The following is a 23,763-nucleotide window of genomic DNA, read 5'->3' as shown; positions in this document are numbered from 1 at the left end:
ATGACGGTTCTGGAGCTGGCTGTGCAGGACGTGCGGGGGGCGAGGATCGCGCGTTCGGTGGGAGCGACTCGAGTCGAGTTGTGTGCGGCACTCGGCCCGACGGGGGGATTGACGCCCAGCATCGGAGTGATCGAGGCTGCGACGGAGGTGGGGATCGCGGTTCACCCGCTGATCCGTCCGCGCGCTGGAGGTTTTGTGTTCTCACCCGACGAAGTGTGGGTGATGGAGCACGACGTACATGCTGCTGTGGCCGGTGGAGCTTCCGGCATCGTGATCGGCGCGTTGACAGAAGACAATTCGATCGACACCGTCGTGCTGCGCCGCATCATCGGATGCGTGGACCGTGCGCGGGTCGAGGTGACAGTACATCGTGCGATGGACGTGGTGACCGACCGTCTGACCGCGCTGGACGAACTGATCGACCTGGGCGTGACCTGCGTGCTGACGTCCGGGGGTGCGGACACTTGCAATGAGGGACTCGACGAGATCGGTCGAATGGTCGAACATGCCGCGGGCCGGATCCAGATCATGGCCGGTGGCGGAATAACCGTCGACGACATCCCGGCAATCGCTGCCGTCGGCGTCGATGCGGTGCATCTCTCGGCGCGCAAGGTTGTCGCAGTTTCCGGCGGACCTGGTGGGGGATCGGACGGATACGACGTCACCGATGCAGTAGTCGCGCAGGAAGCGGCAGCCGCGCTCCGCGCTGTGCGCCTTTATTAACCCCCCGCGGTTAATAAAGGCGCACAGCCCTTGGGCTCTAGACATACATGGACATCCAACTATAGGATGGTAGACATATTCACTGCTGCCTCTTGGGCGGTCCATACGAGCAAGGAACGGGTTAGCACAATGGTTGAAAATGCGACGGTTCACGAGTTGACGCACTTCGTCGGTGGCAAGCGTGTTCCCGGGACATCTGATCGATTTGCGGACGTGTTCGATCCCAACACCGGCAAGGTGCAGGCCCGCGTCCCCCTCGCGAGCAAGGCCGAGACCGAAGCCATCATCGCCAATGCCGAAGAGGCGCAGCAGGTGTGGGCAGCGTTCAACCCGCAGAAGCGCGCCCGTGTGCTGATGAAGTTCCTCCAGCTCGCTCAGGCCGAGATGGATTCTCTGGCCCGCCTCCTCTCGTCCGAGCACGGCAAGACCGTTGCCGACGCCAAGGGTGACATCCAGCGTGGCCTCGAGGTCATCGAGTTCGCCGTCGGCGCTCCGCACCTGCTCAAGGGCGAATTCACCGAGAGTGCCGGCACCGGCATCGACGTGTACTCCATGCGTCAGCCGCTCGGCGTCGTTGCCGGCATCACGCCCTTCAACTTCCCCGCGATGATCCCGCTGTGGAAGGCCGGCCCCGCCCTCGCCGCCGGTAACGCCTTCATCCTCAAGCCCTCCGAGCGTGACCCCTCCGTCCCGCTGCGCCTGGCCGAGCTGTTCCTCGAAGCAGGACTGCCCGCAGGTGTGTTCAACGTCGTCAACGGTGACAAGGAAGTTGTCGACGTCCTGCTCACCGACGACCGCATCAAAGCCGTCGGCTTCGTCGGCTCCACGCCGATCGCTCAGTACATCTACGAGACGGCCGCAGCTCACGGCAAGCGCGCACAGTGCTTCGGTGGCGCCAAGAACCACGCGATCGTCATGCCGGACGCGGACCTCGACGAGGTTGCCGACGCCCTGATCGGTGCAGGCTACGGCAGCGCCGGCGAGCGTTGCATGGCCATCTCGGTTGCCGTTCCCGTCGGCGAGGAGACCGCGGACGCTCTTGTTGCGAAGCTGAAGGAGCGCGTCGCGAAGCTCAAGATCGGTCGCAGTGACGACGAAGGCGTCGATTTCGGACCGCTCGTTTGCCAGGATGCCCTCGACCGCGTCAACAACTACGTGCAGATCGGCATCGACGAGGGCGCAACGGCAGTCGTCGACGGCCGCGGCTTCACCCTCGAAGGCCACGAAGGTGGATTCTTCGCCGGCGCAACCCTGTTCGACAACGTCACCTCGGACATGCGCATCTACAAGGAAGAGATCTTCGGACCCGTCCTTCAGGTGGTCCGCGCTGCCGATTACGAAGAGGCACTGCGTCTTCCGACCGAACACGAGTACGGCAACGGCGTCTCCATCTTCACCCGCGACGGCGACACCGCGCGTGACTTCACCGCTCGCGTCAACGTCGGCATGGTCGGCGTGAACGTGCCGATCCCGGTCCCGATCGCGTACCACACCTTCGGTGGCTGGAAGCGCTCCGGATTCGGTGACCTGAACCAGCACGGTCCCGACTCCTTCCGCTTCTACACCAAGACCAAGACCGTGACGCAGCGCTGGCCTTCCGGCAAGAAGGAAGAGACCAACCACTTCGTCATCCCCACGATGAACTGATCGGAACACTTTCCATGTTTACTCTGACCGATGACGAGCGGGCGATTCGTGACACTGCCCGCGACTTCGCGGCCGAGCATCTGGCGCCCAACGCAGTGGAGTGGGATCAGACCAAGCATTTCCCGGTGGACGTCCTCCGTAAGGCGGCGTCCCTGGGAATGGGCGGTATCTACATTCGTGAAGACGTGGGTGGCAGTGAGCTGAGTCGCGTCGACGCTGCCCGGATCTTCGAAGAGCTGGCCAAGGGCGATCCGTCGATCGCCGCGTACATCTCCATCCACAACATGGTCACGTGGATGATCGACCAGTTCGGCAACGACGAACAGCGCCACAAGTGGGTTCCCGGACTCTGCTCGATGGATCAACTGGGCAGCTACTGCCTCACCGAACCCGGCGCTGGCTCCGATGCTGCGGGCCTGAGCACCAAGGCCGTTCGTGACGGCGACGACTACATCCTCAATGGCGTCAAGCAGTTCATTTCCGGCGCAGGCACTTCCGACGTGTACGTCGTGATGGCGCGCACCGGATCTGCCGGTGCCAAGGGGATCTCGGCGTTCATCGTGCCCAAGGATTCGCCCGGACTGTCGTTCGGTGCCAACGAGGTCAAGATGGGCTGGAACGCGCAGCCCACCCGTCAGGTGATCTTCGAAGACGTGCGAGTTCCTGCCGCCAACATGCTCGGTGAAGAGGGCAGCGGCTTCCGCATCGCTATGAAGGGTCTCAACGGCGGCCGGCTGAACATCGCCGCCTGCTCGGTCGGTGGGGCCCAGGCGGCGCTGGAGAAGGCAGTCGCATATCTGGTGGACCGCAAAGCTTTCGGTTCGGCACTGATCGAGTCGCAGGCCCTGCAGTTCCAGCTCGCCGACATGCGTACCGAACTCGAAGCGGCCAGGACGTTGCTGTGGCGCGCCGCTGCCGCACTCGAAGACGGAGCGTCCGACGTCGTGGAGTTGTGCGCGATGGCCAAGCGCTTTGCCACCGACACCGGATTCGACGTAGCCAACAAGGCCCTCCAGCTTCACGGCGGGTACGGCTATCTTGCTGAGTACGGGATCGAGAAGATCGTCCGCGATCTTCGGGTTCATCAGATCCTCGAAGGCAGCAACGAGATCATGAGGGTGGTCATCGCGCGCAGCGTGGTCGCATCAGGTCAGGGAAAGCAAGGAGCAGCATGAGCGACGAGCTCGAGGTATTGATCGAAAAGCGTGACGGACTGGGGCTCATCACCCTCAACCGGCCCAAGGCGATCAACGCCCTCAACCACTCGATGGTCAAGGCGATGGCCAAGGCACTCGCGGAATGGAAGTACGACGACGACGTCAAGGCGGTCGTACTCACGGGCGCCGGCGAGCGTGGTCTGTGCGCCGGCGGCGACATCGTCTCGATCTACCACGACGCCAAGGACGGCAAGACCGGTTCGCTCGATTTCTGGCGTGAGGAGTACATCCTCAATTCCGAGATCGCGAACTACCCGAAGCCGTACGTCGCAATCATGGACGGGATCGTCATGGGCGGCGGCGTCGGAGTGTCCGCACACGGCGACATTCGCATCGTGACCGAGCGCTCGATGATCGGAATGCCCGAGACCGGAATCGGTTTCATCCCTGACGTGGGCGGAACTTACCTGCTCTCGCGTGCTCCCGGTGAACTCGGAACGCACATCGCGCTCACCACGGCGCGACTGAGCGCCGGCGATGCCATCGCAGCAGGCTTCGCGGATCACTTCATCCCGTCGGAGAACATCGAGACGTTCATCGCCGCACTCGCGTCGTCTTCGGTTGCCGACGCCGTGGCGCAGTACGCGGAGCCGGCTCCGGTGTCGGAACTGTTGGCCCAGCAGAGCTGGATCGACGCCGCGTACTCTGCCGACGACGTCTCCACCATCGTCGAGCGTCTTCGAGCGAGTGGAATCCCCGAGGCGGAGAAGGCAGCGGAGCAGATTCTCGGCAAGTCTCCGATTGCACTGTCGGTGACCCTGCGATCCCTGCGTCATGCCAAGGAGGCAGCAAGCTTGGAAGAAGTCCTCAACGAGGAGTTCCGGGTCTCGACGGCAGCGCTCGCCTCACACGATCTGGTCGAGGGCATTCGCGCCCAGGTAGTCGAGAAGGACCGAAACCCGAAGTGGTTGCCGGCAACCCTCGAAGATGTCACGGCTGAATCCGTCGATGCCTGCTTCGCCCCGCTGGGCGACAACGAGCTCGGACTCACCCCTCAACCGCAAGGCAACTGATCACCGCCGAAGGAGCATCACTAATGAGCACCATTGGATTTATCGGACTCGGTCACATGGGTGGCCCGATGGCGGCCAATCTCGTCAAGGCCGGACACAAGGTCGTCGGTTTCGACCTGGCACCTGCGGCGCTGGAGCAGGCAGTCAAAGACGGTGCATCGGTGGCGGATTCGGCGGTCGACGCCGTTCGCGGTGCCGACGTCGTGATCACGATGCTGCCGAGCGGTAAGCACGTTCTGGGTCTGTACGAAGAGCTGCTGCCGGTGGCAACACCGGGCACCCTGTTCATCGACTGTTCCACCATCGACGTCGCCGACGCCCGCGAGGCACACGACAAGGCCGAAGCGGCCGGTCACCGCAGCGTCGACGCTCCGGTCTCCGGTGGAGTCGTCGGGGCTACCGCAGGCACGCTGGCATTCATGGTCGGCGGTTCCGAGGCTGACTTCCAAGCCGCGTCACCGTTGCTGGACGTGATGGGCCGCAAGGTCGTTCACTGCGGCGACGCCGGTGTCGGCCAGGCAGCCAAGATCTGCAACAACATGATCCTCGGCATTTCGATGATCGCGATCAGCGAGGCGTTCGTGTTGGGCGAAAAGCTCGGCCTGAGCAACCAAGCGCTCTTCGACGTGGCGTCCAACGCCTCGGGACAGTGCTGGGCACTGACCACCAACTGCCCGGTTCCGGGACCTGTGCCCACCAGCCCGGCCAACAACGACTACCAGCCCGGCTTTGCTGTTGCACTGATGGACAAGGACCTGGGTCTGGCAGCAAATGCGCTGCGCAACAACGGCGTCGATGCAGAGATCGGACTCAAGGCAGCCGAACTCTACAGTCGCTTCCATGCCGCGGGCGGTGGCGGTCAGGACTTCTCTGCCATCATCAACGACATCCGTGACCGTTCGACCGAAGGACAGTAGTGACCGACTTCAACACCATCATCCTCGAGCGTAAGGGTCGCGTCGGCGTCATCACGCTCAACCGCCCGAAGGCTCTCAACGCGCTGAACTCCGAGCTGATGAACGAGGTCGTCGCCGCGGTTGCCGACCTCGAGGCGGACAACGGCATCGGAGCCATCCTGATCACCGGTTCCGAGCGCGCCTTCGCCGCCGGTGCCGACATCAAGGAAATGCAGTCCAAGACGTACATGGACGCATACGCCGAGGATTTCTTCACCCCGTGGGATCGCGTCGCAGCAGCTCGTAAGCCGCTGATCGCCGCCGTCTCCGGATACGCGCTCGGTGGTGGCTGCGAGCTTGCGATGCTCTGCGATTTCATCATCGCTTCGGATACCGCGAAGTTCGGCCAGCCCGAGATCAAGCTCGGTGTCATTCCGGGTATCGGTGGCTCGCAGCGCCTTACGCGCGCCGTGGGCAAGGCCAAGGCCATGGAGCTGTGCCTCACCGGCCGCAACATGGACGCAGAAGAAGCCGAACGTGCAGGCCTGGTTGCTCGGATCGTTCCGGCCGCCGATCTGCTCGACGATGCCTTGAAGACCGCAACCACCATCGCCGAGATGTCGCTGCCGATTGCGATGATGGCCAAGGAAGCAGTCAACCGCTCCTTCGAGACCACCCTCGCCGAGGGCGTCCGCTTCGAGCGTCGGGTGTTCCACTCGACCTTCGCGACGGAGGATCAGAAGGAAGGCATGACCGCGTTCGTGGAGAAGCGGTCGGCAGAATTCAAGCATCGCTGAATTTCAACAGCGCCGAATTTCAACAGCGCTGAAACTGCCCTCACACTCGTCGAGAGTGTGAGGGCAGTTTCTTTGTGTGTACGGGTGGTCGGTTCACCACTTGGTCGGTGCGCCGCCGGTGTCGAAGTCACCCGCAGTCTTGCGAAGTTCAGTGAGGATCGTCACCAATTGCTCGAGCTTGTCCTGCTGGAGTCCGGGGTGAGCGAACACCTTGCTGTTGAGCATTTCGGTCGCTTCGAGGGCCAGTGCGCGACCGGTGTCCGAGATCTCGATGAGCGTTGCACGGCGATCGCTGGGATGCGGGACCCGCCTGACCAACTCCGCTTTCTCCAAACGGTCGACGGCATTGGTGACGCTGGTGGGGTGAACCTGGAGTCGGGCACTTGCCTTGGCCATCGGGAGTGCGCCCGACCTGGTGAAGGTGAGAAGCGTCAGCAGTTCGTAGCGGGCGAAGGTCAGCCCGAGAGGCTTGAGTACCTCTTCGACCCGCGCCATCATGATCTGCTGCGCACGCATCACCGACGTGACCGCAGCCATACCGTCGGCGACATCGCTCCAACCGTGCTTCGTCCACTGACGATGCGCCTCTTCGATGGGGTCGAGGGGGAGCGGCGCGGGGGGAGACATAGGTTCGATCATCCCATGTTGGCAAGCGGTCGGGTGCCTTGTCTGATTGTGTGTCGCAGCCGCTTACGTCTGTAGAGTCCCACGGGTGATTTCAATCCTCGTAGCGGGTGGCGTCTCGTTGTTCGTCGCGCTCTTCCTGACTCCGTTTCTCATTCGTGTGCTTTCGCGGCAGGGGCTCGGGCACGAGATTCGGATCGAGGGTCCGCAGAGCCATCAGGGCAAGCGTGGCACCCCGTCGATGGGCGGCATCGCGATCATCGCCGGCATGTGGGCGGGCTACCTGGCGGCGCACATCATCGGTTTCGGCTCGCGGCTACCGCGGCTGTCTGCATCCGGTTGGCTGGTTCTCGCGCTGGCGACGTCACTGGGAATCGTCGGCTTTCTCGACGACTTCATCAAGATCCGCAAGAAGCGCAATCTCGGGCTGAACAAGACGGCAAAGACTGTCGGACAGCTGGCGAGTGCCATCATCTTCGGCATTTTGTTCCTGCAGTTCTCCAACAACAACGGAGTCACTCCCGGAAGCCAGTACCTGTCCCATGTTCGTGACATCTCGGTGTTCTCCATGGGTGCCATCGGATTCGTGGTCTTCTTCTGCATTCTGGTGTTCGCCTGGTCCAACGCCGTCAATTTCACCGACGGCCTCGACGGTCTCGCGGCCGGGTCGATGGGCATGATCCTGGGGACCTACGTCGTCATCGCCGGTTGGCAGTACCGGAACTCGTGTGTCCTCGAGCCTGCCGCCGGTTGCTACGACGTTCGTGACCCTCTCGATCTAGCGATCGTCGCTGCCGCCGCAGGCGGGGCGTGCCTCGGCTTCCTCTGGTGGAATGCCGCCCCGGCTCAGATCTTCATGGGCGACACCGGCTCCTTGGCACTCGGCGGCCTGGTTGTCGGCCTGTCCGTCACGACGCACACCGAGCTGCTGATGGTCATCATCGGCGCCCTGTTCGTCGCTGAGATCCTGTCGGTGATCATCCAGGTTCTGGTCTTCCGATCGTCCGGTCGACGCGTATTCAAGATGGCCCCGATCCATCATCACTTCGAGTTACTCGGTTGGCCGGAAACCGTCGTGATCGCAAGATTCTGGATCTTCGTCGCGATCTCGTGCGTCCTGGGACTTGCCACCTTCTACAGCGAATGGTTCTCCGCTGCCGGTTAGACCGATTCACTCTTTCGGGTCGTAGCCAGAAGAGCGATCAGACCGAGCGACACACACGCCGTCATCGTGACGGCCAGGGCTGTGCTCGTGTTTCCCAGTAGGCCGACGGCCGGCGCGATGGCCGCACCGACGCCGAACTGGAATGCACCGAGCATTGCGGCGGCAGTACCGGCCGCTTCGCCGTGACGAGCGAGCGCCAGTGCCGGGGCGTTGGGCAGAACGAACCCGATGGCACCGGCCATGACCCACAGTGCGATCACGAATCCGGCGAGCCCGCCCAGTTCCAGGACCGCGACAGCAATGACGACGGCCCCGGAGACAACGGCAGCCACGAGGGCCCACTTGGTGATCTGCTGGGGAGTCCACCGATCGAGCAGTCGGACGTTGACCTGCGAAGCGCCGATCAACGCAATCGCGCCCGCACTGAAGAGCAGCGCGAACTCCTGTTGATTGAGGCCGTACTGATCTTGATAGACAAACGACGCGCCCGAGACATACGCGAACAACGACGCCATGCCGACGCTGGAGACGAGCGTGAGGACCATGAACGTGCGGTCGCCGAGCAGCGAACCGTAGGTACGGAGAACCGACGTCAATCCGCTCGGGCGACGCTTTTCCTTCGGCAATGTTTCGGACAGTCCGAACGCACCGATCATCGCTGTGCCGACGCCGATCAGTGCCAGGACGACGAAGATCCCGCGCCAGTCGAGGGCGACGAGGAGGGCGCCACCGATGCTGGGCGCCAGGATCGGCGCAACGCCGAGCACGAGCATCAGCCGGCTCATCACGACGGCAACGGTGTTACCGCTGTAGAGGTCGCGGACGATCGCCATGGTGACCACTGCCGCGGCCGCCGCGCCCATGCCCTGGAAAACCCGCAGGATGCCGAGGACAGCGATGCTCGGTGCGAAGACCGCCAGCAGCGAAGCCAGGATGTGCACACCGATCCCGGCGAGCAGCGGCTTCTTGCGGCCGAGAGTGTCCGAGAGCGGCCCGACCAACAGCTGTCCGAGTGCGAGGCCGATGAGGGTTCCGGTGATCGTCAGCTGAACCGTTGACGACGAGACTCCGAGATCGGCACCGATATCCGGCAGCGCGGGCAGGTACATGTCGATGGTGAAGGGTCCGAGTGCAGTCATGGAACCGAGGGCAAGAATCTTCCCGACGCTCGGCTTACGGTCGATACTGCTCGTTTCCAGCGGGGCTGCCTTCACAGGCGGGGCTGCCTTCACAAGCGGGGCGATGGCGGTGTTCTCGGCACTCATGAAACCTTCTGGGTTGTCTGGGTCTGGCGAACTGCTCGGTCGTTCGGGCGAAATTCGGGCCGCAATCGAATGACCTGCGCCCACCGAGGGAGTCAGCATCGAGACTGACCGATTTGTTCCCGAAAGGCCCGCACTTTTCCCAGAGACTGGAACGCTTGGTGAGAATGCACTCGAATCATGCTGAGCGGAACTGTGGTTCGAGATCGTCACTCAGGGCAGAGTTACTCACTGACGCGGGTGTGGCTGAGTGGCTAGGCACCGGCCTGCAAAGCCGTTCACACGGGTTCGAGTCCCGTCATCCGCTCGTGTCGGAGACCGGCAGGCATATCGCCTGCCGGTCTCTCTTGTGTGGTCCCGGTTCGCGGGGTCGGCTGCGATAGTCTGGGCTGCCGGAGCGAGCGGACCACATGAGTGAGGCACTGAATTGATTTCGGGACAGGACCTGCGATCGCGGCGCTTGCACGTGGGGATCAGTCAGTTCCAGTTCGCCCGCCAGGCGGGAGTCTCGTCAGCAGTCGTCTCCGCGTGGGAACTCGACAAGGCATATCCGAAGCCACCGGTTGAGCGAGCAGTCCTCACGGCCCTCTCCGCGTTGGAAGCGGCCAAGCGTGAGGGCACGTACGCGGCCCCACGGAAGCGATCGAGCGGTAGTACCCGTGCGCGTCGAGCGACACCGGTCAACGACCCCGCCTCGGTGGCCAGGCGTGCGGTCGCGGGGGCAGGAAACGGTGGCCCCACCGTATTGACGGCATTCTCCGGTTGTGGCGGTATGGCCGAAGGCTTTCGGATGGCGGGGTTTTCGGTGGAGGGATACATCGAAGTCGTGCCGGAGGCGCGCGCGACCTTCGATCGGAACTTCCCCGGCGCGCGGTGCCTCGGTGAGGACATCCGGGCGATCGACGAAGCCCGTGTGAAAGATCTTCTGGCACAGGTGAATATCGATGTGTTGGCCGGGGGGCCGCCGTGTCAGGGTTTCAGTCTCGCCGGCCGGCGAGACCGCGACGATCCGCGTAACCATCTCTTCCGAAACCTACTCGAGCTCGCCGATCTGGTGAGGCCGAAGGTCGTGGTGATGGAAAATGTTCGGCTGCTGCTGAGCATGAAAGACCCGGACGGTGGGATGGTCGTCGACCGGATTCTCGGCGAGATGGCTGCATGCGGTTACGACGCGTCGGTCAACACGGTCAATGCGCAGGATTACGGCGTCCCGCAGTTCCGGGAACGAGTGTTCATCGTGGCGACCCGCCGCGACAGTGGTATCGGGCCGCTGCGTTTCCCGCCGAAGACTCACGGCGTGAATGATGTTGCGCCGCTGAGGACTTTCCGCGATGCCACCGTCGATCTGGCCCCGCTGGAATCCGGGCAGGCCTGCGAGACGGACCCGCTGCACTGGGCCGTCGAACATCCCGAGCACGTCTTGCGGTGGCTGCGTGATGTACCAGAAGGAATGTCGGCTCACGACAACGAAGATCCGGCGATGCGACCGTCGTCCGGATACAACACGACGTACAAGCGACTCCGGTGGGACGAGCCGGCGTCCACGGTCGGAACCACTTTCGGGATGATCTCGGCTTCACGCAACGTGCATCCGAAACACACGCGATCGTTGACCGTTCGAGAAGCTGCTCGCCTCCAGACCTTTCCCGACGACTACATCTTCGAGGGCAAGTGGGGAGCGGTGCGCACGATGATCGGCAATGCGGTGCCGCCGCAGCTGGCGTCGGTACTGGCAGGAGAGATCAAGAAGGCACTCGGCTGAGATAGAGCACCTACGGAAAATGGGGCCGACGATGTCGGCCCCATTTCGAGTTACGCCCTGGCAGGGGTGTGGTGCAAGCGAATCAGCTGAGGTTGAGCTTGGCGATCAACGGCTGGACGACCTTGATGATGTCGATGACGGCGCTGAGGGTGTTGATGGAACCCATGTTTCGGTCCTCCGTGTCGTATGTACAGGTGTGTATGTACAAGGTTGTGTCTGCGTGGTGTTTCTGTACGACCTTGTGTCGCAGACACAAGTTAGCAAACTGGACGCTTGTTTGGGTCGAAATGACGGCTTTGCGCTGAAGTTGCTGAAAAGTTCACGGATTGTTCAGGAACGTAAACAAAAAACAGGCCGGACTCCCCGAAGTCCGGCCTGTCGATGACGCTTTGCGATCAGCTGAATGCCGAAAGTGCGCTGATGAGGCCGATGCCCGCAACTGCGACCTTGAGGACACTCAAGACGTCTTCGAGCTTGACACCCTCGGGCAATACGTTTTCGACAGACTCCATGTTGGATCCTTCATGTGTTGGGGTCGTGGTCCAGTGCCACTGCAAGCAAGATACCCAATCGTGACCACCTGTGAAACCCCGGCACGAAGATCACAGTTGTGTTGCGCCGGACTCACTGGCCGTCGCGACAACGGTGGCTGCCACTATTTGCTCCACGCTGATGCCCGCTGCCGGTAGGCAGTGGTAGAAGATTCGTTCGCAAAGGTCGACCATTTCGCCTCGCTCGAGCGTCGGCTCGTCGATCCAGTTGACGACGATTTCCTCCATGAATGCCTGCCACCCGGCGATTGTCGCCTCCACGGTCGCGTTCGATTCGATGCCTAGATTCGTCAGCGCAGCGACGATCCACGTGGTGAAAGTGCGGCGCATGCCTCGGTAGATCGTGCGCATTCGAACGTCGCCACTGCCGGCCATACGCATCACGGCGAGGTAAATGGTGGGGTGCTCGATAACGGCGTCGACGAATGTCTCGATACCTGAGCGCAGCTGGGACGTGATGGGTAGCTCGGGATCCGGTCGCATTCGATCTTCGAGATCGGCCGAGGCGGCCTCGAGGATGGCGTTCTGGAAACCCTTCTTGTTCTTGAAGTAGTGGAACAGCAGTGGCGGCGAGACACCGGCCTCGGCTGCGACGCGATCCATCGACAGTTGGTCGAAAGGCTCGGTCCGCAGCATCTGTACTGCCACCTCGAGGATTTGCCTCTGACGGTCTTCGGGGGAGCGGGGGACTGCAGCCATTCCGTCATCTTATGTATTGGTTCGGAAGGTTCATTGACTTTAACTCAACGCTGTCTATAACGTGAGGTAACACATACGTGAGGCGAGGAGTCCGACAGTGTCTGCTTTCGACATCGTGGTCAACGACGGGTTGTGGTTCGACGGGACGGGGGCTCCAGGTCTGCGTCGTAATCTCGGAATTCGAGACGGCGTGGTCGCGGAGGTGTCCACGACGCGCCTCGAGATCGGGACGGACACAGAAGTGATCGACGCGGCCGGCAAATGGGTTCTCCCCGGCTTTGTCGACGTCCACACGCACTACGACGCCGAAGCCTTGGTCAGTCCAGGGCTTCCGGAATCGGTTCGCCACGGCGTCACGACGGTCGTGCTCGGCAATTGCTCGCTGTCGACGGTGTATTCGACGCCGCGCGAGATCGCGGATCTGTTCAGCCGGGTCGAAGCAGTTCCCCACGACGCGGTGCTGCGCATCCTCGAAGCGAACAAGACCTGGACCGGTCCCGCGGCGTACACCGCCGCCCTCGAAGCCCTTCCCCTCGGACCCAATGTCGCGGCCTTCATCGGTCATTCCGACATCCGCACGCACGTACTCGGACTGGGGCGCGGCACCGACAAGAAGGTCAAGCCGACTCGCTCGGAACTCGGCCGGATGGGCTCGATGCTCGAGGACGCCATCGACGCTGGGATGCTGGGCCTGTCGTCGATGACCAATGCCCTCGACAAGATCGACGGCGACGAATATCGTTCTCGCTCTTTGCCGTCGACGTATGCACGGTGGAAAGAGTTCCGATTCCTCAATCGCATCCTTCGTGATCGCGGAAAGATCTTGCAGAGCGCTCCGACCATCAACCTGCATCCGAACGTCGCGGCGTTCTTCGCCGAAAGCTCGGCGATCGGACGCAAGAAACCGCTCAAGACGTCGCTGCTCTCCGGTGCGGATTCGAAGGCCTACCCGGTGATCGTGTACTTCATGCTCGCTGCGGCCCCACTGCTCAATCGCTTCGCGAAGACCGATTTCAAGTGGCAGCACCTTCCGGTTCCCTTCACCGTCTACGCGGATGGAATCGACCTGGTCGTGTTCGAGGAGTTCGGTGCCGGCGCCGCCGCTTTGCACCTCAAGGACCAGGTGGAGCGCAACGAACTGCTCCAGGACGAGTCGTACCGTCGCGCATTCCGTAAGGACTACGACAACAAGTTCTCACCCCGCATCTGGCATCGCAATTTCTACGATGCGGTCATCGTGGGATGCCCGGACGAGACGTTGATCGGCAAGAACTTCGGTCAGGTCGGTGACATCCGCGGAGTGCACCCGGTGGACGCGTACCTCGACCTGGTGGTGAAGTACGGGCGAGATCTTCGCTGGCGCACCACCATTGCCAATCACCGGCCCAAGTTCGCGAAGAAACTCGCCGCGAGTTCCGGTGTGCAGATGGGCTTCGGCGATGCCGGCGCGCATCTGCGCAACATGGCGTTCTACAACTACCCGGTGCGACTCCTCAAGCGCGTCAAGGACGCTCAGAGTGACCGCAAGCCGTTCCTCACCATCGAGCGCGCAATCCACCGCCTGACGGGCGAACTGGCGGACTGGTACGGCATCGACGCCGGGCATCTACGCCAGGGTGACCGCGCGGACTTCGTTGTCATCGACCCGGCCGGGCTCGACGAGTCGGTGGACGGGTTGTTCGAGGCAAAGGTTCCCGAGTACGGCGGGATCAGCCGGATGGTCAACCGCAGCGACGACGCAGCGGTCGCTACGGTGATCAACGGCCGACTCGTCTACCGCGAAGGTGAATTCGCCCCCGGATTCGGAATCGAAAAGACAGGTCAGTTCCTGCGTGCCGGTGAAAAGGCTCCGGTTACCAGGGCCGCGAAGACTAGCGTGGCGCTATGACTACACCGGCGGATCGCCTCACCTCGTACTCCCGGTCCGGGCTGACCTTCGACGTACGCGACGAAGGACCCGCCGACGGTCCGGTCGTGGTTCTCCTGCACGGGTTTCCGCAGGATTCCCGCTCATGGGATCACCTTGCGCCGTTACTGCACGCCCGCGGCTTCCGGACCGTCGCACCGGATCAGCGAGGGTACTCACCCGGCGCCAGGCCGAAAGCGCGCTGGGCGTACCGTGGGTCCGAACTCGCCGCTGACACTGTCGCACTGATCGACGCGCTCGCGGTGGGCAAAGTGCACCTGGTCGGCCACGACTGGGGTGCCGCAGTCGCATGGCAGGTGGCCGCCGAACGGCCGGACTTGCTCGATACCGTGACCGCGGTGTCGGTTCCGCACCCACTGGCGTTCGTCAAGGCGATGGTGACCAGCACACAGGGACTGAAGTCGTGGTACATGGGCGCGTTCCAATTACCCTTCGTCCCCGAGAAGATTCTGTCCTCCACGTCGGCAGGTGAAAAGTTCCTGATTTCGAGCGGGCAGACGCCGGAGAACGCGCGGCGCGATCTGAACGCCATGCTGGCTCCCGGTCGGCTACGCGGCGGTCTGAACTGGTACCGCGCGATGTGGATGACCAAGCCGAACCCCGCAACTGCCAGGGTCACCGTGCCGACCCTGCACGTCTGGAGTGACGGCGACGCCGCCATCGGCCCCAAAGGGTCTGCGCTCACCCCCGCGTTTGTCGACGGCCCGTACCGGTTCGAGGTTCTCAGCGGCGTGAGCCACTGGATTCCGGACGAGGCGCCGGTCGAGTTGGACCGACTGCTGGGTGAGCATCTCAGCAGCTGACCGCGTTTTGATCACTGAAGCCCCCGCCGTTCGGCGGGGGCTTCAGTCGTCAGCAAGGTCGTCAGCAAGGTCGTCGACCAACCGTGGTCAGCGAGCTCCGAATCGCTCTTCCACCTGCTCCTTCGTCAGACCGAACTCCTCGAGCGTGTACTTGTGCGACGGTTTGCGAGCACCCGAGCGGCTTTCCTCGTGCATGGCCTCCATCGACTGCTGCGCGGCAGCTGTCAACGGGATGTCGAAGTGCGTGTAGATGTTCTCGACGGTCCCCAGCGGATCGGTGACGAAGTCCTGATAGTCGACGTCGATGAACTGTGCGGGATTGTGGTGTGCGCGTGCACTGTCGAACTGCTCGAGCCCCCTGGCCCACAATTCGAGCTGACTTTCGCCGATCACCTTGTCGGTGAACGTGTTCGACCAACCCTCTGTAGCCTGGGCGGCCAGGCTGCACACCGACGGAATGATCGTCGTAGGGGAGCGGTGAGTCTGAATGACGAGCGCGTCGGGGTACGCCTCCATCAATTCGTCGAGCGCGAACAGGTGGCTCGGGTTCTTGAGGACCCACCGTCGATCCTGATCGGGCAGACCGATCAGCTGCAGGTTCTTCTTGTGTCGCGCATAGGCGTTCGACCACTCCTGGTCCTTCAGCCATGCGGAGTACGTGGGTAGATTGGCCAGACACTCGTACGACACGGACTTGAACGTCTGACGCAAGAGTTGCCAACATTCTTCGACTTCGCTGGCCGACATGTAGTGCACGCCCATGAATTCGGGATGCTCGACGTGGTGTTGACCGAATGTCTCCTCGATCTTGGCGAAGACCGGGTTCGATTCCCACGTATCGCGAGGCGGGCGAGGCTGAGGGAACTCGGTCAGCCACATCTCGAGGCCCTGGTGAGCCGGGTCGACCGTGAGGAGGCGGTGCAAGGCAGTGGTGCCCGTGCGTGGCAATCCGGTGACGAAGATCGGCCGCTCGATCTTGACGTCGGCGTGTTCCGGATGCTCCTTCCACGCCGATTCGCTGAGGAGACGGGCCACCAGGGCGCCGCGAAGGAATACCCGAGAGATCTTGCTGCCGAAGGGCGTCAGATCCTCGTCGCGGTCGTAAGACTCGAGCAGGACCGACAGAGCCTCGGTGTAATCGTCGACGCCGAAGTCCGTCAGGCCGGTCATCCGCGTCGCCGAGGCATGGAGATCCTCGACGGTGCCGACGTGAGTGCGTTCAGTCATGGTGCTCCTAGTGATGGAATTCGCCGCAGTTGACGTCGATGCATTGGCCGGTGATCGCGCTGGCCATCGGGGACGCCAGGAAGATCGCCGCATCGGATACTTCATCCGTCGTCGGCAGGCGCTTGAGGTCGGTGTTCGACGCAGTGTGCTCGTAGATCTGCTCGACAGTCATGCCGAACTTCTCCGCCTGGTGCGCGAAGTATCCCTTGAGGGTGTCACCCCAGATATAGCCGGGTGCAATCGAATTGACACGAATTCCCTGCGGGCCGAGTTCGGTGGCCAGGGACTGCGACATGGCGAGCAGGGCCGACTTCGCCATCTTGTAGCTGCCGTAACGCTCTTGCGAATGCCGCAACACCATCGAATTGATGTTCACCACGGAGCCGTCCGACTCGCCAAGTGCCGGCGTGAACAGCTGAGTCAGGCGCAACGCCCCGAGAACGGTCAGTTCGATGCTGTCGCGGATGTGCTGGTAATCGGTGCGAGCCAACGGTTTCATCGACGGAATCGAGAATGCATTGTTGATCAGAGTGTCCACTTTGCCGTAGGCGGCAATGGACTCGGCCACCAGATTCTCGGCGGAAGCCTGGTCGGTGATGTCGGTGGCAACGGTGACGGCGCGCCCACCGGCATCGACTATTTCTTTCGCAACGTCGTCGAGTCGCGATTGCGTACGTGCTGCGAGAACAAGACCCGCGCCGGCCGACGCACATCGAAGGGCCAGAGCGCGGCCGAGTGCCGGGCCGACTCCGGAGATGACTACTACACGGTCTTCGAGCAAGGCGGTCATGATTACCCCAGCATTCGGTTGTCGATGGCGGCCTGGCGCTGGGCAATGCGTGCTGCCCAGTCCTCGGCGGTGATGGCGTTGGTGTCGAAATGCGGCAGGTGCTTCGCAATATCTGCGACGGCGACGATTTCGACGGTGGGACCGTCCTGCGGCGTCAGCTCGCGGGACACGCGCTGCCAACGGAACTGCAGAATGCCGCGCGGATGTCCGACGGTTTCGATCCAGTTGGTGACACCGGGGTTCTTCTCGCTGACCACCATTCGAACCATCCCGTCCGGATCGACCTGTGCCTGGCCGTTGTTGAGGGAGGTCTGATGATTGACGTAGTCCAGTGAGATGTACCAGAGGCTCCCCAGTTGGAAGCCGAGATACGGTGCGTCGGAGGCGGGAACGGTGATGATCATCGCCTGCTCGTCGGTGAGTTCGTAATGTCCCACCGACGAGTACTGCGTTGCCAGCCCGCCCGGTGTCAGGCGTGGTTCGGTCATGGTGTTGACCGCGAGCTTGAGGTAGAACCACTCCGGGAACTGGAGCCACGTCTTGACCCGCGTGACCAGTGCCTTCCCAGCCCGGGCGTAACGCTTCTCGGTCTCTTCGGCGGTGAGAGGTGGCGGCGCGATCCCGATCGAATCGGTGCGCTCGATGCGGATCACGCCGCGCTGCTGACTCCAGTCGCTGTAGACCTCGCGAACAACCAGCTGCGAGGATCCGGGCGCCAGGGTGTAGTAGTTGGCTCGTCCGTCGGCGGGGCCGGGGCCGAACCAAGCGACGAAGTTGCCGTCGTCGTCTATCTCCAGCTCGCGGTCGTCGAAGGCGATTTCGCTGCCGGGAACGTTCGAGTTGGTGTAGTTCCCACTCAACACCTGGAAGCTGAGATCGGCTGTGGTGCCGCGCTTTCCGGTGACCTTGTATTCCTTGTCGTCGTTGATACGGGCGCCGAAGTACAGAGTGTCGGGGTTGTCGAGGCCCATCTTGGTGAATGGTCCGGTGCCCTGGATGAAACTCGGATGGGTCTTTTCGCCGGCCCAGGCGGCATGCGTCGTCGCAATGATTCCGCCGGCCAGATATTGGTATCCCTCCAGTAGATCCTGTTCGGATCTGATGTGCGGCGCAGTCTCGATCAATTTCTCGGCTTCGGCGATCGCCTCGGCAAACGGGTCCGTCAGCACGCTGGCTCCTCACAGTTCCGACTATGTCGCCGGTCCAGAGCGTCGTGGTACAAATATGTACCTATTTGGTAGATGTTGGGTATTTCGACAATAGAACGCGTTCTAGGGAGTGGTCAATGGGTGGACCGGAGAAGGCGCCTGAAGCAGCACGCTCGAGGGGGAGGCAATCGCCTCCCACCGAACGGGTGGTTCAGGTGCTCGACTACCTCGTCGGCCGCCCTGATCAGCGGTTCGGGCTGTCGGAACTGGCCCGCGCGCTCGAGATCAGCAAGCCCACCTGCTTGGGAATCCTCACGGCGCTGGCTGATCGTGGATACCTGACTCGGGACGAGGTGTCGAAGACCTATGGGCTCGGTCCGGCCTTGATCGCGGCCGGACGTGCAGCTCAGCGGGGATTTGCCGTCGGACCCATTGCCCGCACCCATCTGGAGAAAGTGAGCACGGAGTTCGGGACGACGTGCACGGCGTCCGGTGTGATCGGTGATCAGATCAGCGTTCTCGAAGTGACCGGACCGATCGGCGCGCGTCGCGCCGCCAAGGTCGGTCAGGTGTACCCGTTCGCTCCACCGGTCGGACTGATGTACGTCCTCTGGGGTTCGGATCACGACATGGACAGTTGGCTGAGCAAAGAGCCGAGCCTACGGGTGCGCTTGGATCGCGAGCGTCTGTGGAACGTGGTCCGCGAGTGTCGGGCTGCGGGGTATCTGGTCGAGAGTCTGGATCCCGTCGGGCAGCGACTGCACACGCTGATGGCGGGCGTTGCGACGCACGATCTTCCGCCGGAGGTGCGTGAACTGCTCGGTGAGATGGTCTCGAGCCTGGGCGAGAGGGTGTATCTCGGACGCGACATCAGCTCTGACGACGAGCATCCCGTGAGTCTCATTGCCGCCCCGACCTACGACGCCGAGGGGCATCAGGCCCTTGTGCTCACTCTGTATGTGGGTGGGGCGATCACGGGCGCCGAGATCGAGCGCCGCGCCGCGGCGCTGGTTGCGGCGGCGGATGCGGTGACGGCGGAAGTTGGTGGCAGGAGTCCGGTTCGCGGTCTGTGACGTCTGATTGCCGGTCATTGACCTTTGGGTAGAACGAGTTCTATTCTGTGATTGCGTTCAATTTAGAACCAGTCCGGTACATAAATGTACCGATGCGGAAATGGTGTTCCGCACGGAGTACGTGATGCTCAGGAGCGAAAGACATGGCAACACTCCAGACCCCGCCCGCCTACGAGTTGTCGCATCTGCGAGCACTCGAAGCGGAGGCGGTCCATATTTTCCGCGAAGTCGCAGCGACTTTCGAAAAGCCGGTCCTCCTGTTCTCCGGAGGTAAGGATTCCGTCGTGATGCTGCACGTAGCGGCCAAGGCATTCTGGCCTGCCCCACTGCCGTTCGCTGTGATGCACGTCGACACCGGTCACAATTTCGACGAGGTGATCGAATTCCGCGATCAGACGGTCGATCGCTTCAACCTGCGTCTTGTCGTCTCCAGCGTGCAGGACGACATCGACGCCGGTCGCGTCATCGAGGACACCGGAGTCGGTTCCAGTCGCAATCGCCTGCAGACGCACGCGTTGCTGCGCGGAATTCGCGACAACAAGTTCGACGCCGTGTTCGGTGGTGCTCGCCGAGACGAGGAGAAGGCGCGCGCCAAAGAGAGGGTGTTCAGCTTCCGGGACGAGTTCGGGCAATGGGATCCGAAGGTGCAGCGACCTGAACTGTGGAACCTGTACAACGGCAAACACCGTAAGGGCGAACATATTCGGATCTTCCCGCTCTCCAACTGGACAGAGCTCGACATCTGGCAGTACATCGAGAGCGAGCAGATCGACCTCCCCGGCATCTACTACGCCCATCGTCGCGAGGTGGTTCCACGCGACGGAATGTTGTTGGCACGCACCCGCTTCCTTGAGTTGCGCGCCGGCGAAGAGTCCTACGAGGCGTTGGTGCGCTTCCGTACGGTCGGCGACGCAACGTGTACCGGATGCGTCGAATCGTCGGCCGAAACACCGGGCGCTGTCGTGGAAGAAGTTGCGGCGAGCCGTATCACGGAGCGTGGCGCAACCAGAGCTGATGACCGGATTTCCGAAGCTGGCATGGAAGATCGTAAGAAAGAGGGGTACTTCTGATGCCGCAACTGCTGAGAGTCGCTACAGCGGGCAGTGTCGACGACGGAAAATCGACACTCATCGGCCGCTTGCTCTACGACTCCAAGTCGATCTTCGAGGACCAACTCGAGGCCGTGGAACGGAGCAGTCGAGAACGCGGCGACGAGTACGCCAACCTCGCGCTACTGACCGACGGATTGCGCGCCGAGCGTGAACAGGGCATCACGATCGACGTGGCCCACCGGTATTTCGCGACCCCTCATCGGAAGTTCATCATCGCGGACACTCCCGGGCACGAGCAGTACACCCGCAACATGGTGACCGGCGCGTCGACGGCCGACCTTGCCCTGATCCTGGTGGATGCTCGCAAAGGGGTGCTCGAACAGACGCGGCGGCACGCCTTCTTGTCCACTCTCCTGGGGATACCCCACCTCGTGCTGTGTGTGAACAAAATGGACCTGGTGGGCTGGTCTCAGGAACGGTTCGAGGAGATCAAGGAAGAATTCCGACAGTTCGCTATCAAGTTGGACGTTCACGACCTGACGTTCATTCCGGTCTCGGCGCTGTTGGGGGACAACATCGTTGCCCGGACCGAGAACATGTCCTGGTACGACGGGCCTTCTCTGCTGCACCATCTCGAGCAGGTGCACATCGCGTCGGATCGCAACTTGATCGACGCTCGGTTTCCGGTGCAGTACGTGATCCGTCCGCAGAAGCAAACCGACGCCGACCTCCACGATTTCCGTGGATACGCCGGAACGGTGGCCAGCGGCGTCTTCAAGCCCGGCGACGAAATCGTGGCTTTGCCTTCAGGATTCACCTCGACGGTGAAGGCAGTCCACGGGCCGGGCGGTGACGTGATCGACGAAGCGTTTGCGCCCTCGGCCGTATGCATCGAGCTGACCGACGATCTCGACGTCAGCCGCGGGGACCAATTGTGTCGACTCAACAACCGGCCGCAGGTCGGGCAGGAAATCGATGCGATGGTCTGTTGGTTGACCGAACAGACAACTCTGTCGGAGAACAATCGCTACTCGTTGCTGCACACCACGCGCTCCACGAAAGCGCAGATCGTCAAGCTCGACTACCGGCTGGACGTCAATTCGCTGCACCGCGACGAGAAGGCAGAATCTCTGTCCCTCAACGAGATCGGCCGCATCTCGATCAAGACGCAGCAGCCGTTGATGTTCGATCCCTACCGCCGCAACCGCGTGACGGGCAGCTTCATTCTCGTGGACGAGACCACGGGCAATACCGTCGCCGCCGGAATGATCAACGGTCCGACACTCAAGGAATCGCGCGTCGTCTGGCACAGTTCGGAGGTTTCTCGCGAGGAACGTGCGACTGCCGGCGCCACGGTCTGGCTCACCGGTCTCTCGGCCTCGGGTAAGTCGACGATCGCGGTGGAACTCGAGCGGCGGTTGGTGGCCGCGGGTATCCCGGCGTACCGCCTCGACGGCGACAACCTCCGGCACGGATTGAACGCGGATCTGGGATTCAGTGCCGATGACCGCGCCGAGAACGTCCGCCGAGTCGGCTCGGTGGCGCAGTTGTTCGCTGATTCAGGTGCAGTGGCAGTGGCCTGCCTGATCAGCCCGTACCGCGCAGATCGTGATCGAGTGCGGGCGGCGCACGAGGCCGCCGGGCTGAAGTTCGTCGAGGTCTACGTCGACACCCCGATCGAGCAATGTGAAGCCCGAGACCCCAAGGGCATGTACGCCAAGGCCAGGGCCGGGGAAATCACGGGATTCACCGGAGTCGACGATCCCTACGAAGCTCCGACAAGTCCCGAGCTGGTGATCAGACCCGAAGACGGAACGCCTACCGAACTTGCGCTGCGAATTATGGAAGTGTTGGACCGGTGAGCGAATCCACACACAGCAGAATCGCCGACGAGGCACTCGCGGCGGAATTGGCGCAGGCCGCCGGTGCGATCCTCCTGGGGATCCGAGCCGAGGGTCTGGGTGTCGACGACGGTCGTGAACTGGGTCGCCGGGGCGACAAGGCCGCCGATTCCTACATCCTCGACCGGTTGGCTGCCGAGCGGCCGGGCGATGCCGTGCTCTCTGAGGAATCTGCCGACGATCGCAGTCGTCTGGATGCAGCTCGGGTCTGGATCATCGATCCGCTGGACGGCTCCAAGGAATACGGCTTGCCGAATCATGCGGATTGGGCAGTGCACGTGGCGCTTTGGGAGCGCGGTAGCGGAATTACCGCAGCCGCGGTTGCTCAGCCGGCGCTCGGAGCGGTGTACTCCAGTGGCGACGAGGCAGCTTCGGTTGCCGCCAACTCGCCGCTCCGCGTAGTAGTCAGCGGATCGCGACCACCCGCATTCACCGAAGCGGTGGCAGCCGAACTCGGCGCCGACGTGGTGCACATGGGATCGGCCGGCGCCAAGGCGATGGCGGTGGTGCGCGGCGAGGTCGACGCGTACCTGCACGCCGGTGGGCAGTGGGAATGGGATTCGGCTGCACCCGTCGGCGTCGCACAGGCGGCGGGACTGCATTGCAGCCGCATCGACGGTTCGCCGCTGCTCTACAACGAATCTCATCCGTACCTGCCGGATCTCGTGATCTGCCGACCGGAGTTGTCGGAGTCGATCCTGGGCGCAATTGCCAAGCACTCCACGGAGTCTGCGGTCAGCGGACGCGTCGCCATGGCGCGTGAATACGTGAACGCATTGCTCACTCATGACGCAACGAAGGTCCGCTTCGCCGCCGACGCCTGGCGGGTCGAGAACGGTCAGCGAACCGGTGACAGCGGCGCCTTCATCAGCAACGAGCTCGAACAAGGCCAGCAATATCGCGGAATCGTGGCGATACGTGAACTCGCGCTGCGTGAGTGGGGCGAGAGCGTCGTAGCCCGGTATCTGCTCGACCTCGGAACACCTGGCCAGGCACCGGCCGTCACGGTTTTCGTGACCGAGTACTTCGGGATACCGGCAGGCGAGATCGAAAGCATCCTGGCAATCATCGAACCCCACGAAGACGATTCGAAAGAGGCTGGCACACAATGACACCGGACAAGCTGGTCACCGAATTCTGCGCACTGTGGGCAAATGCCGATGTCGCGAAAATTGTCGACTACTTCACTGATGACGTCGTTTATCACAACATCCCGATGGAGCCCGTGGTCGGTCGCGAGGCCGTCCGGGCGTTCATCGAGCAGTTTGTCGGTGCCTTCGGCAACATCGACTTTCAGATCAAGCGTCAGGTCGCGGACGGCAACACCGTCATGAACGAGCGCATCGACGTCTTCACCATCAACGGCGCCGAGGTAGCGCTCCCGGTCATGGGGGTGTTCGAAGTCGAGGACGGAAAGATCAAAGCCTGGCGCGACTATTTCGACATGGCACCGATCAACGCGGCAGCCGGCCAGGCCTGATCGGGG

General features: G+C 62.5%; 22 protein-coding genes and 1 tRNA gene. 16 read left to right on the top strand and 7 right to left on the bottom strand.

What is annotated here, in order from left to right; all coding sequences use genetic code 11:
• The 6 genes from V3587_RS26265 to V3587_RS26240 all read left to right on the top strand — a co-directional run bounded on the left by V3587_RS26265 (position 1) and on the right by V3587_RS26240 (position 6,293).
• Positions 1-723: a copper homeostasis protein CutC gene (locus tag V3587_RS26265; RefSeq protein ID WP_283377542.1), complete on the top strand. Its 723-nt coding sequence runs from the start codon at positions 1-3 to the stop codon at positions 721-723.
• A 129-nt stretch (positions 724-852) separates the two neighbouring features.
• Complete coding sequence (locus V3587_RS26260; RefSeq protein ID WP_003941275.1) at positions 853-2,370, top strand: CoA-acylating methylmalonate-semialdehyde dehydrogenase; 1,518 nt, start codon at positions 853-855, stop codon at positions 2,368-2,370.
• A gap of 14 nt (positions 2,371-2,384) precedes the next feature.
• Complete coding sequence (locus V3587_RS26255) at positions 2,385-3,545, top strand: isobutyryl-CoA dehydrogenase (protein ID WP_007726145.1); 1,161 nt, start codon at positions 2,385-2,387, stop codon at positions 3,543-3,545.
• Positions 3,542-4,600, top strand: coding sequence for an enoyl-CoA hydratase/isomerase family protein (locus tag V3587_RS26250; protein ID WP_283377541.1), 1,059 nt, complete (start codon positions 3,542-3,544; stop codon positions 4,598-4,600). The genes V3587_RS26255 and V3587_RS26250 overlap by 4 nt, the downstream gene beginning before the upstream one ends.
• A gap of 23 nt (positions 4,601-4,623) precedes the next feature.
• A complete protein-coding gene (mmsB, locus tag V3587_RS26245) occupies positions 4,624-5,517 on the top strand; it encodes a 3-hydroxyisobutyrate dehydrogenase (protein WP_003941308.1) in 894 nt (297 codons plus the stop codon).
• Positions 5,517-6,293, top strand: a complete 777-nt coding sequence (locus tag V3587_RS26240) for an enoyl-CoA hydratase (protein ID WP_007726149.1) — start codon at positions 5,517-5,519, stop codon at positions 6,291-6,293. The genes mmsB and V3587_RS26240 overlap by 1 nt, the downstream gene beginning before the upstream one ends.
• A 93-nt stretch (positions 6,294-6,386) precedes the next feature.
• Here the strand turns inward: V3587_RS26240 and V3587_RS26235 are convergent, their stop codons facing one another.
• A complete protein-coding gene (locus tag V3587_RS26235) occupies positions 6,387-6,920 on the bottom strand; it encodes a MarR family winged helix-turn-helix transcriptional regulator (protein WP_007726151.1) in 534 nt (177 codons plus the stop codon).
• Between the two features lie 85 nt (positions 6,921-7,005).
• Between V3587_RS26235 and mraY the strand changes: the two genes are divergently transcribed.
• Entirely contained in the window at positions 7,006-8,082 is a 1,077-nt protein-coding gene (gene mraY / locus V3587_RS26230; RefSeq protein WP_003941316.1) for a phospho-N-acetylmuramoyl-pentapeptide-transferase, read from the top strand.
• Here the strand turns inward: mraY and V3587_RS26225 are convergent.
• A complete protein-coding gene (locus V3587_RS26225) occupies positions 8,079-9,347 on the bottom strand; it encodes a multidrug effflux MFS transporter (protein WP_042445586.1) in 1,269 nt (422 codons plus the stop codon). The two genes, mraY and V3587_RS26225, sit on opposite strands and share 4 nt — an antisense overlap.
• Positions 9,348-9,580: 233 nt before the next feature.
• On the opposite strand from V3587_RS26225, the gene V3587_RS26220 reads away from it, so the two are divergent.
• Both V3587_RS26220 and dcm read left to right on the top strand, forming a co-directional pair.
• A tRNA-Cys gene (locus tag V3587_RS26220) sits at positions 9,581-9,651 on the top strand.
• A gap of 159 nt (positions 9,652-9,810) precedes the next feature.
• On the top strand, positions 9,811-11,106 hold the full coding sequence (dcm, locus tag V3587_RS26215) for a DNA (cytosine-5-)-methyltransferase (RefSeq protein ID WP_283377540.1): 1,296 nt from the start codon (positions 9,811-9,813) through the stop codon (positions 11,104-11,106).
• 82 nt (positions 11,107-11,188) lie between these two features.
• Here the strand turns inward: dcm and V3587_RS26210 are convergent, their stop codons facing one another.
• Positions 11,189-11,314, bottom strand: coding sequence for a hypothetical protein (locus V3587_RS26210; protein WP_003941303.1), 126 nt, complete (start codon positions 11,312-11,314; stop codon positions 11,189-11,191).
• Between the two features lie 394 nt (positions 11,315-11,708).
• Positions 11,709-12,356 carry a TetR/AcrR family transcriptional regulator gene (locus V3587_RS26205; protein WP_003941289.1) on the bottom strand — a complete coding sequence of 216 codons (648 nt, stop codon included), beginning with the start codon at positions 12,354-12,356 and terminating at the stop codon, positions 11,709-11,711.
• A 97-nt stretch (positions 12,357-12,453) separates the two neighbouring features.
• Here V3587_RS26205 and V3587_RS26200 point away from each other — a divergent pair, with 97 nt between their 5' ends.
• The gene (locus tag V3587_RS26200) at positions 12,454-14,244 is read left to right on the top strand and encodes an N-acyl-D-amino-acid deacylase family protein (RefSeq protein WP_214924760.1); all 1,791 of its coding nucleotides are present in this window, start codon (positions 12,454-12,456) and stop codon (positions 14,242-14,244) included.
• Complete coding sequence (locus V3587_RS26195) at positions 14,241-15,086, top strand: alpha/beta fold hydrolase (protein ID WP_054186753.1); 846 nt, start codon at positions 14,241-14,243, stop codon at positions 15,084-15,086. Before V3587_RS26200 ends, V3587_RS26195 begins: the two co-directional genes overlap by 4 nt.
• Positions 15,087-15,173: 87 nt before the next feature.
• Here V3587_RS26195 and V3587_RS26190 read toward each other — a convergent pair whose 3' ends face one another.
• Genes V3587_RS26190 through V3587_RS26180 form a run of 3 tightly spaced genes read right to left on the bottom strand, consistent with a single transcriptional unit; the run spans position 15,174 to position 18,272 of the window.
• Positions 15,174-16,313, bottom strand: coding sequence for a sulfotransferase family protein (locus V3587_RS26190; RefSeq protein ID WP_075833736.1), 1,140 nt, complete (start codon positions 16,311-16,313; stop codon positions 15,174-15,176).
• A 7-nt stretch (positions 16,314-16,320) separates the two neighbouring features.
• Positions 16,321-17,103 carry an SDR family oxidoreductase gene (locus V3587_RS26185; RefSeq protein WP_283377539.1) on the bottom strand — a complete coding sequence of 261 codons (783 nt, stop codon included), beginning with the start codon at positions 17,101-17,103 and terminating at the stop codon, positions 16,321-16,323.
• A gap of 2 nt (positions 17,104-17,105) precedes the next feature.
• Positions 17,106-18,272: a hypothetical protein gene (locus V3587_RS26180; protein WP_030537322.1), complete on the bottom strand. Its 1,167-nt coding sequence runs from the start codon at positions 18,270-18,272 to the stop codon at positions 17,106-17,108.
• A 116-nt stretch (positions 18,273-18,388) separates the two neighbouring features.
• On the opposite strand from V3587_RS26180, the gene V3587_RS26175 reads away from it, so the two are divergent.
• The 5 genes from V3587_RS26175 (at position 18,389) to V3587_RS26155 (ending at position 23,757) form a co-directional block, all read left to right on the top strand.
• The gene (locus V3587_RS26175; RefSeq protein WP_283377538.1) at positions 18,389-19,324 is read left to right on the top strand and encodes a helix-turn-helix domain-containing protein; all 936 of its coding nucleotides are present in this window, start codon (positions 18,389-18,391) and stop codon (positions 19,322-19,324) included.
• A gap of 143 nt (positions 19,325-19,467) precedes the next feature.
• Complete coding sequence (cysD, locus tag V3587_RS26170; RefSeq protein ID WP_003941285.1) at positions 19,468-20,394, top strand: sulfate adenylyltransferase subunit CysD; 927 nt, start codon at positions 19,468-19,470, stop codon at positions 20,392-20,394.
• Positions 20,394-22,238 (top strand): adenylyl-sulfate kinase, encoded by a 1,845-nt coding sequence (gene cysC, locus V3587_RS26165; protein ID WP_042923180.1) that lies wholly within the window; start codon positions 20,394-20,396, stop codon positions 22,236-22,238. The genes cysD and cysC overlap by 1 nt, the downstream gene beginning before the upstream one ends.
• Entirely contained in the window at positions 22,235-23,389 is a 1,155-nt protein-coding gene (locus V3587_RS26160; RefSeq protein WP_047270166.1) for a 3'(2'),5'-bisphosphate nucleotidase CysQ, read from the top strand. Before cysC ends, V3587_RS26160 begins: the two co-directional genes overlap by 4 nt.
• A complete protein-coding gene (locus V3587_RS26155; RefSeq protein WP_054781941.1) occupies positions 23,386-23,757 on the top strand; it encodes a nuclear transport factor 2 family protein in 372 nt (123 codons plus the stop codon). Before V3587_RS26160 ends, V3587_RS26155 begins: the two co-directional genes overlap by 4 nt.
• Positions 23,758-23,763 lie beyond the last annotated feature (6 nt).

This window comes from Rhodococcus sp. IEGM 1306 (genome assembly GCF_036541985.1).
GTDB lineage: Bacteria > Actinomycetota > Actinomycetes > Mycobacteriales > Mycobacteriaceae > Rhodococcus_F > Rhodococcus_F qingshengii.
The sequence above is the reverse complement of the archived record's forward strand: the minus strand, read 5'-3'. Positions and strand labels throughout refer to the sequence as shown.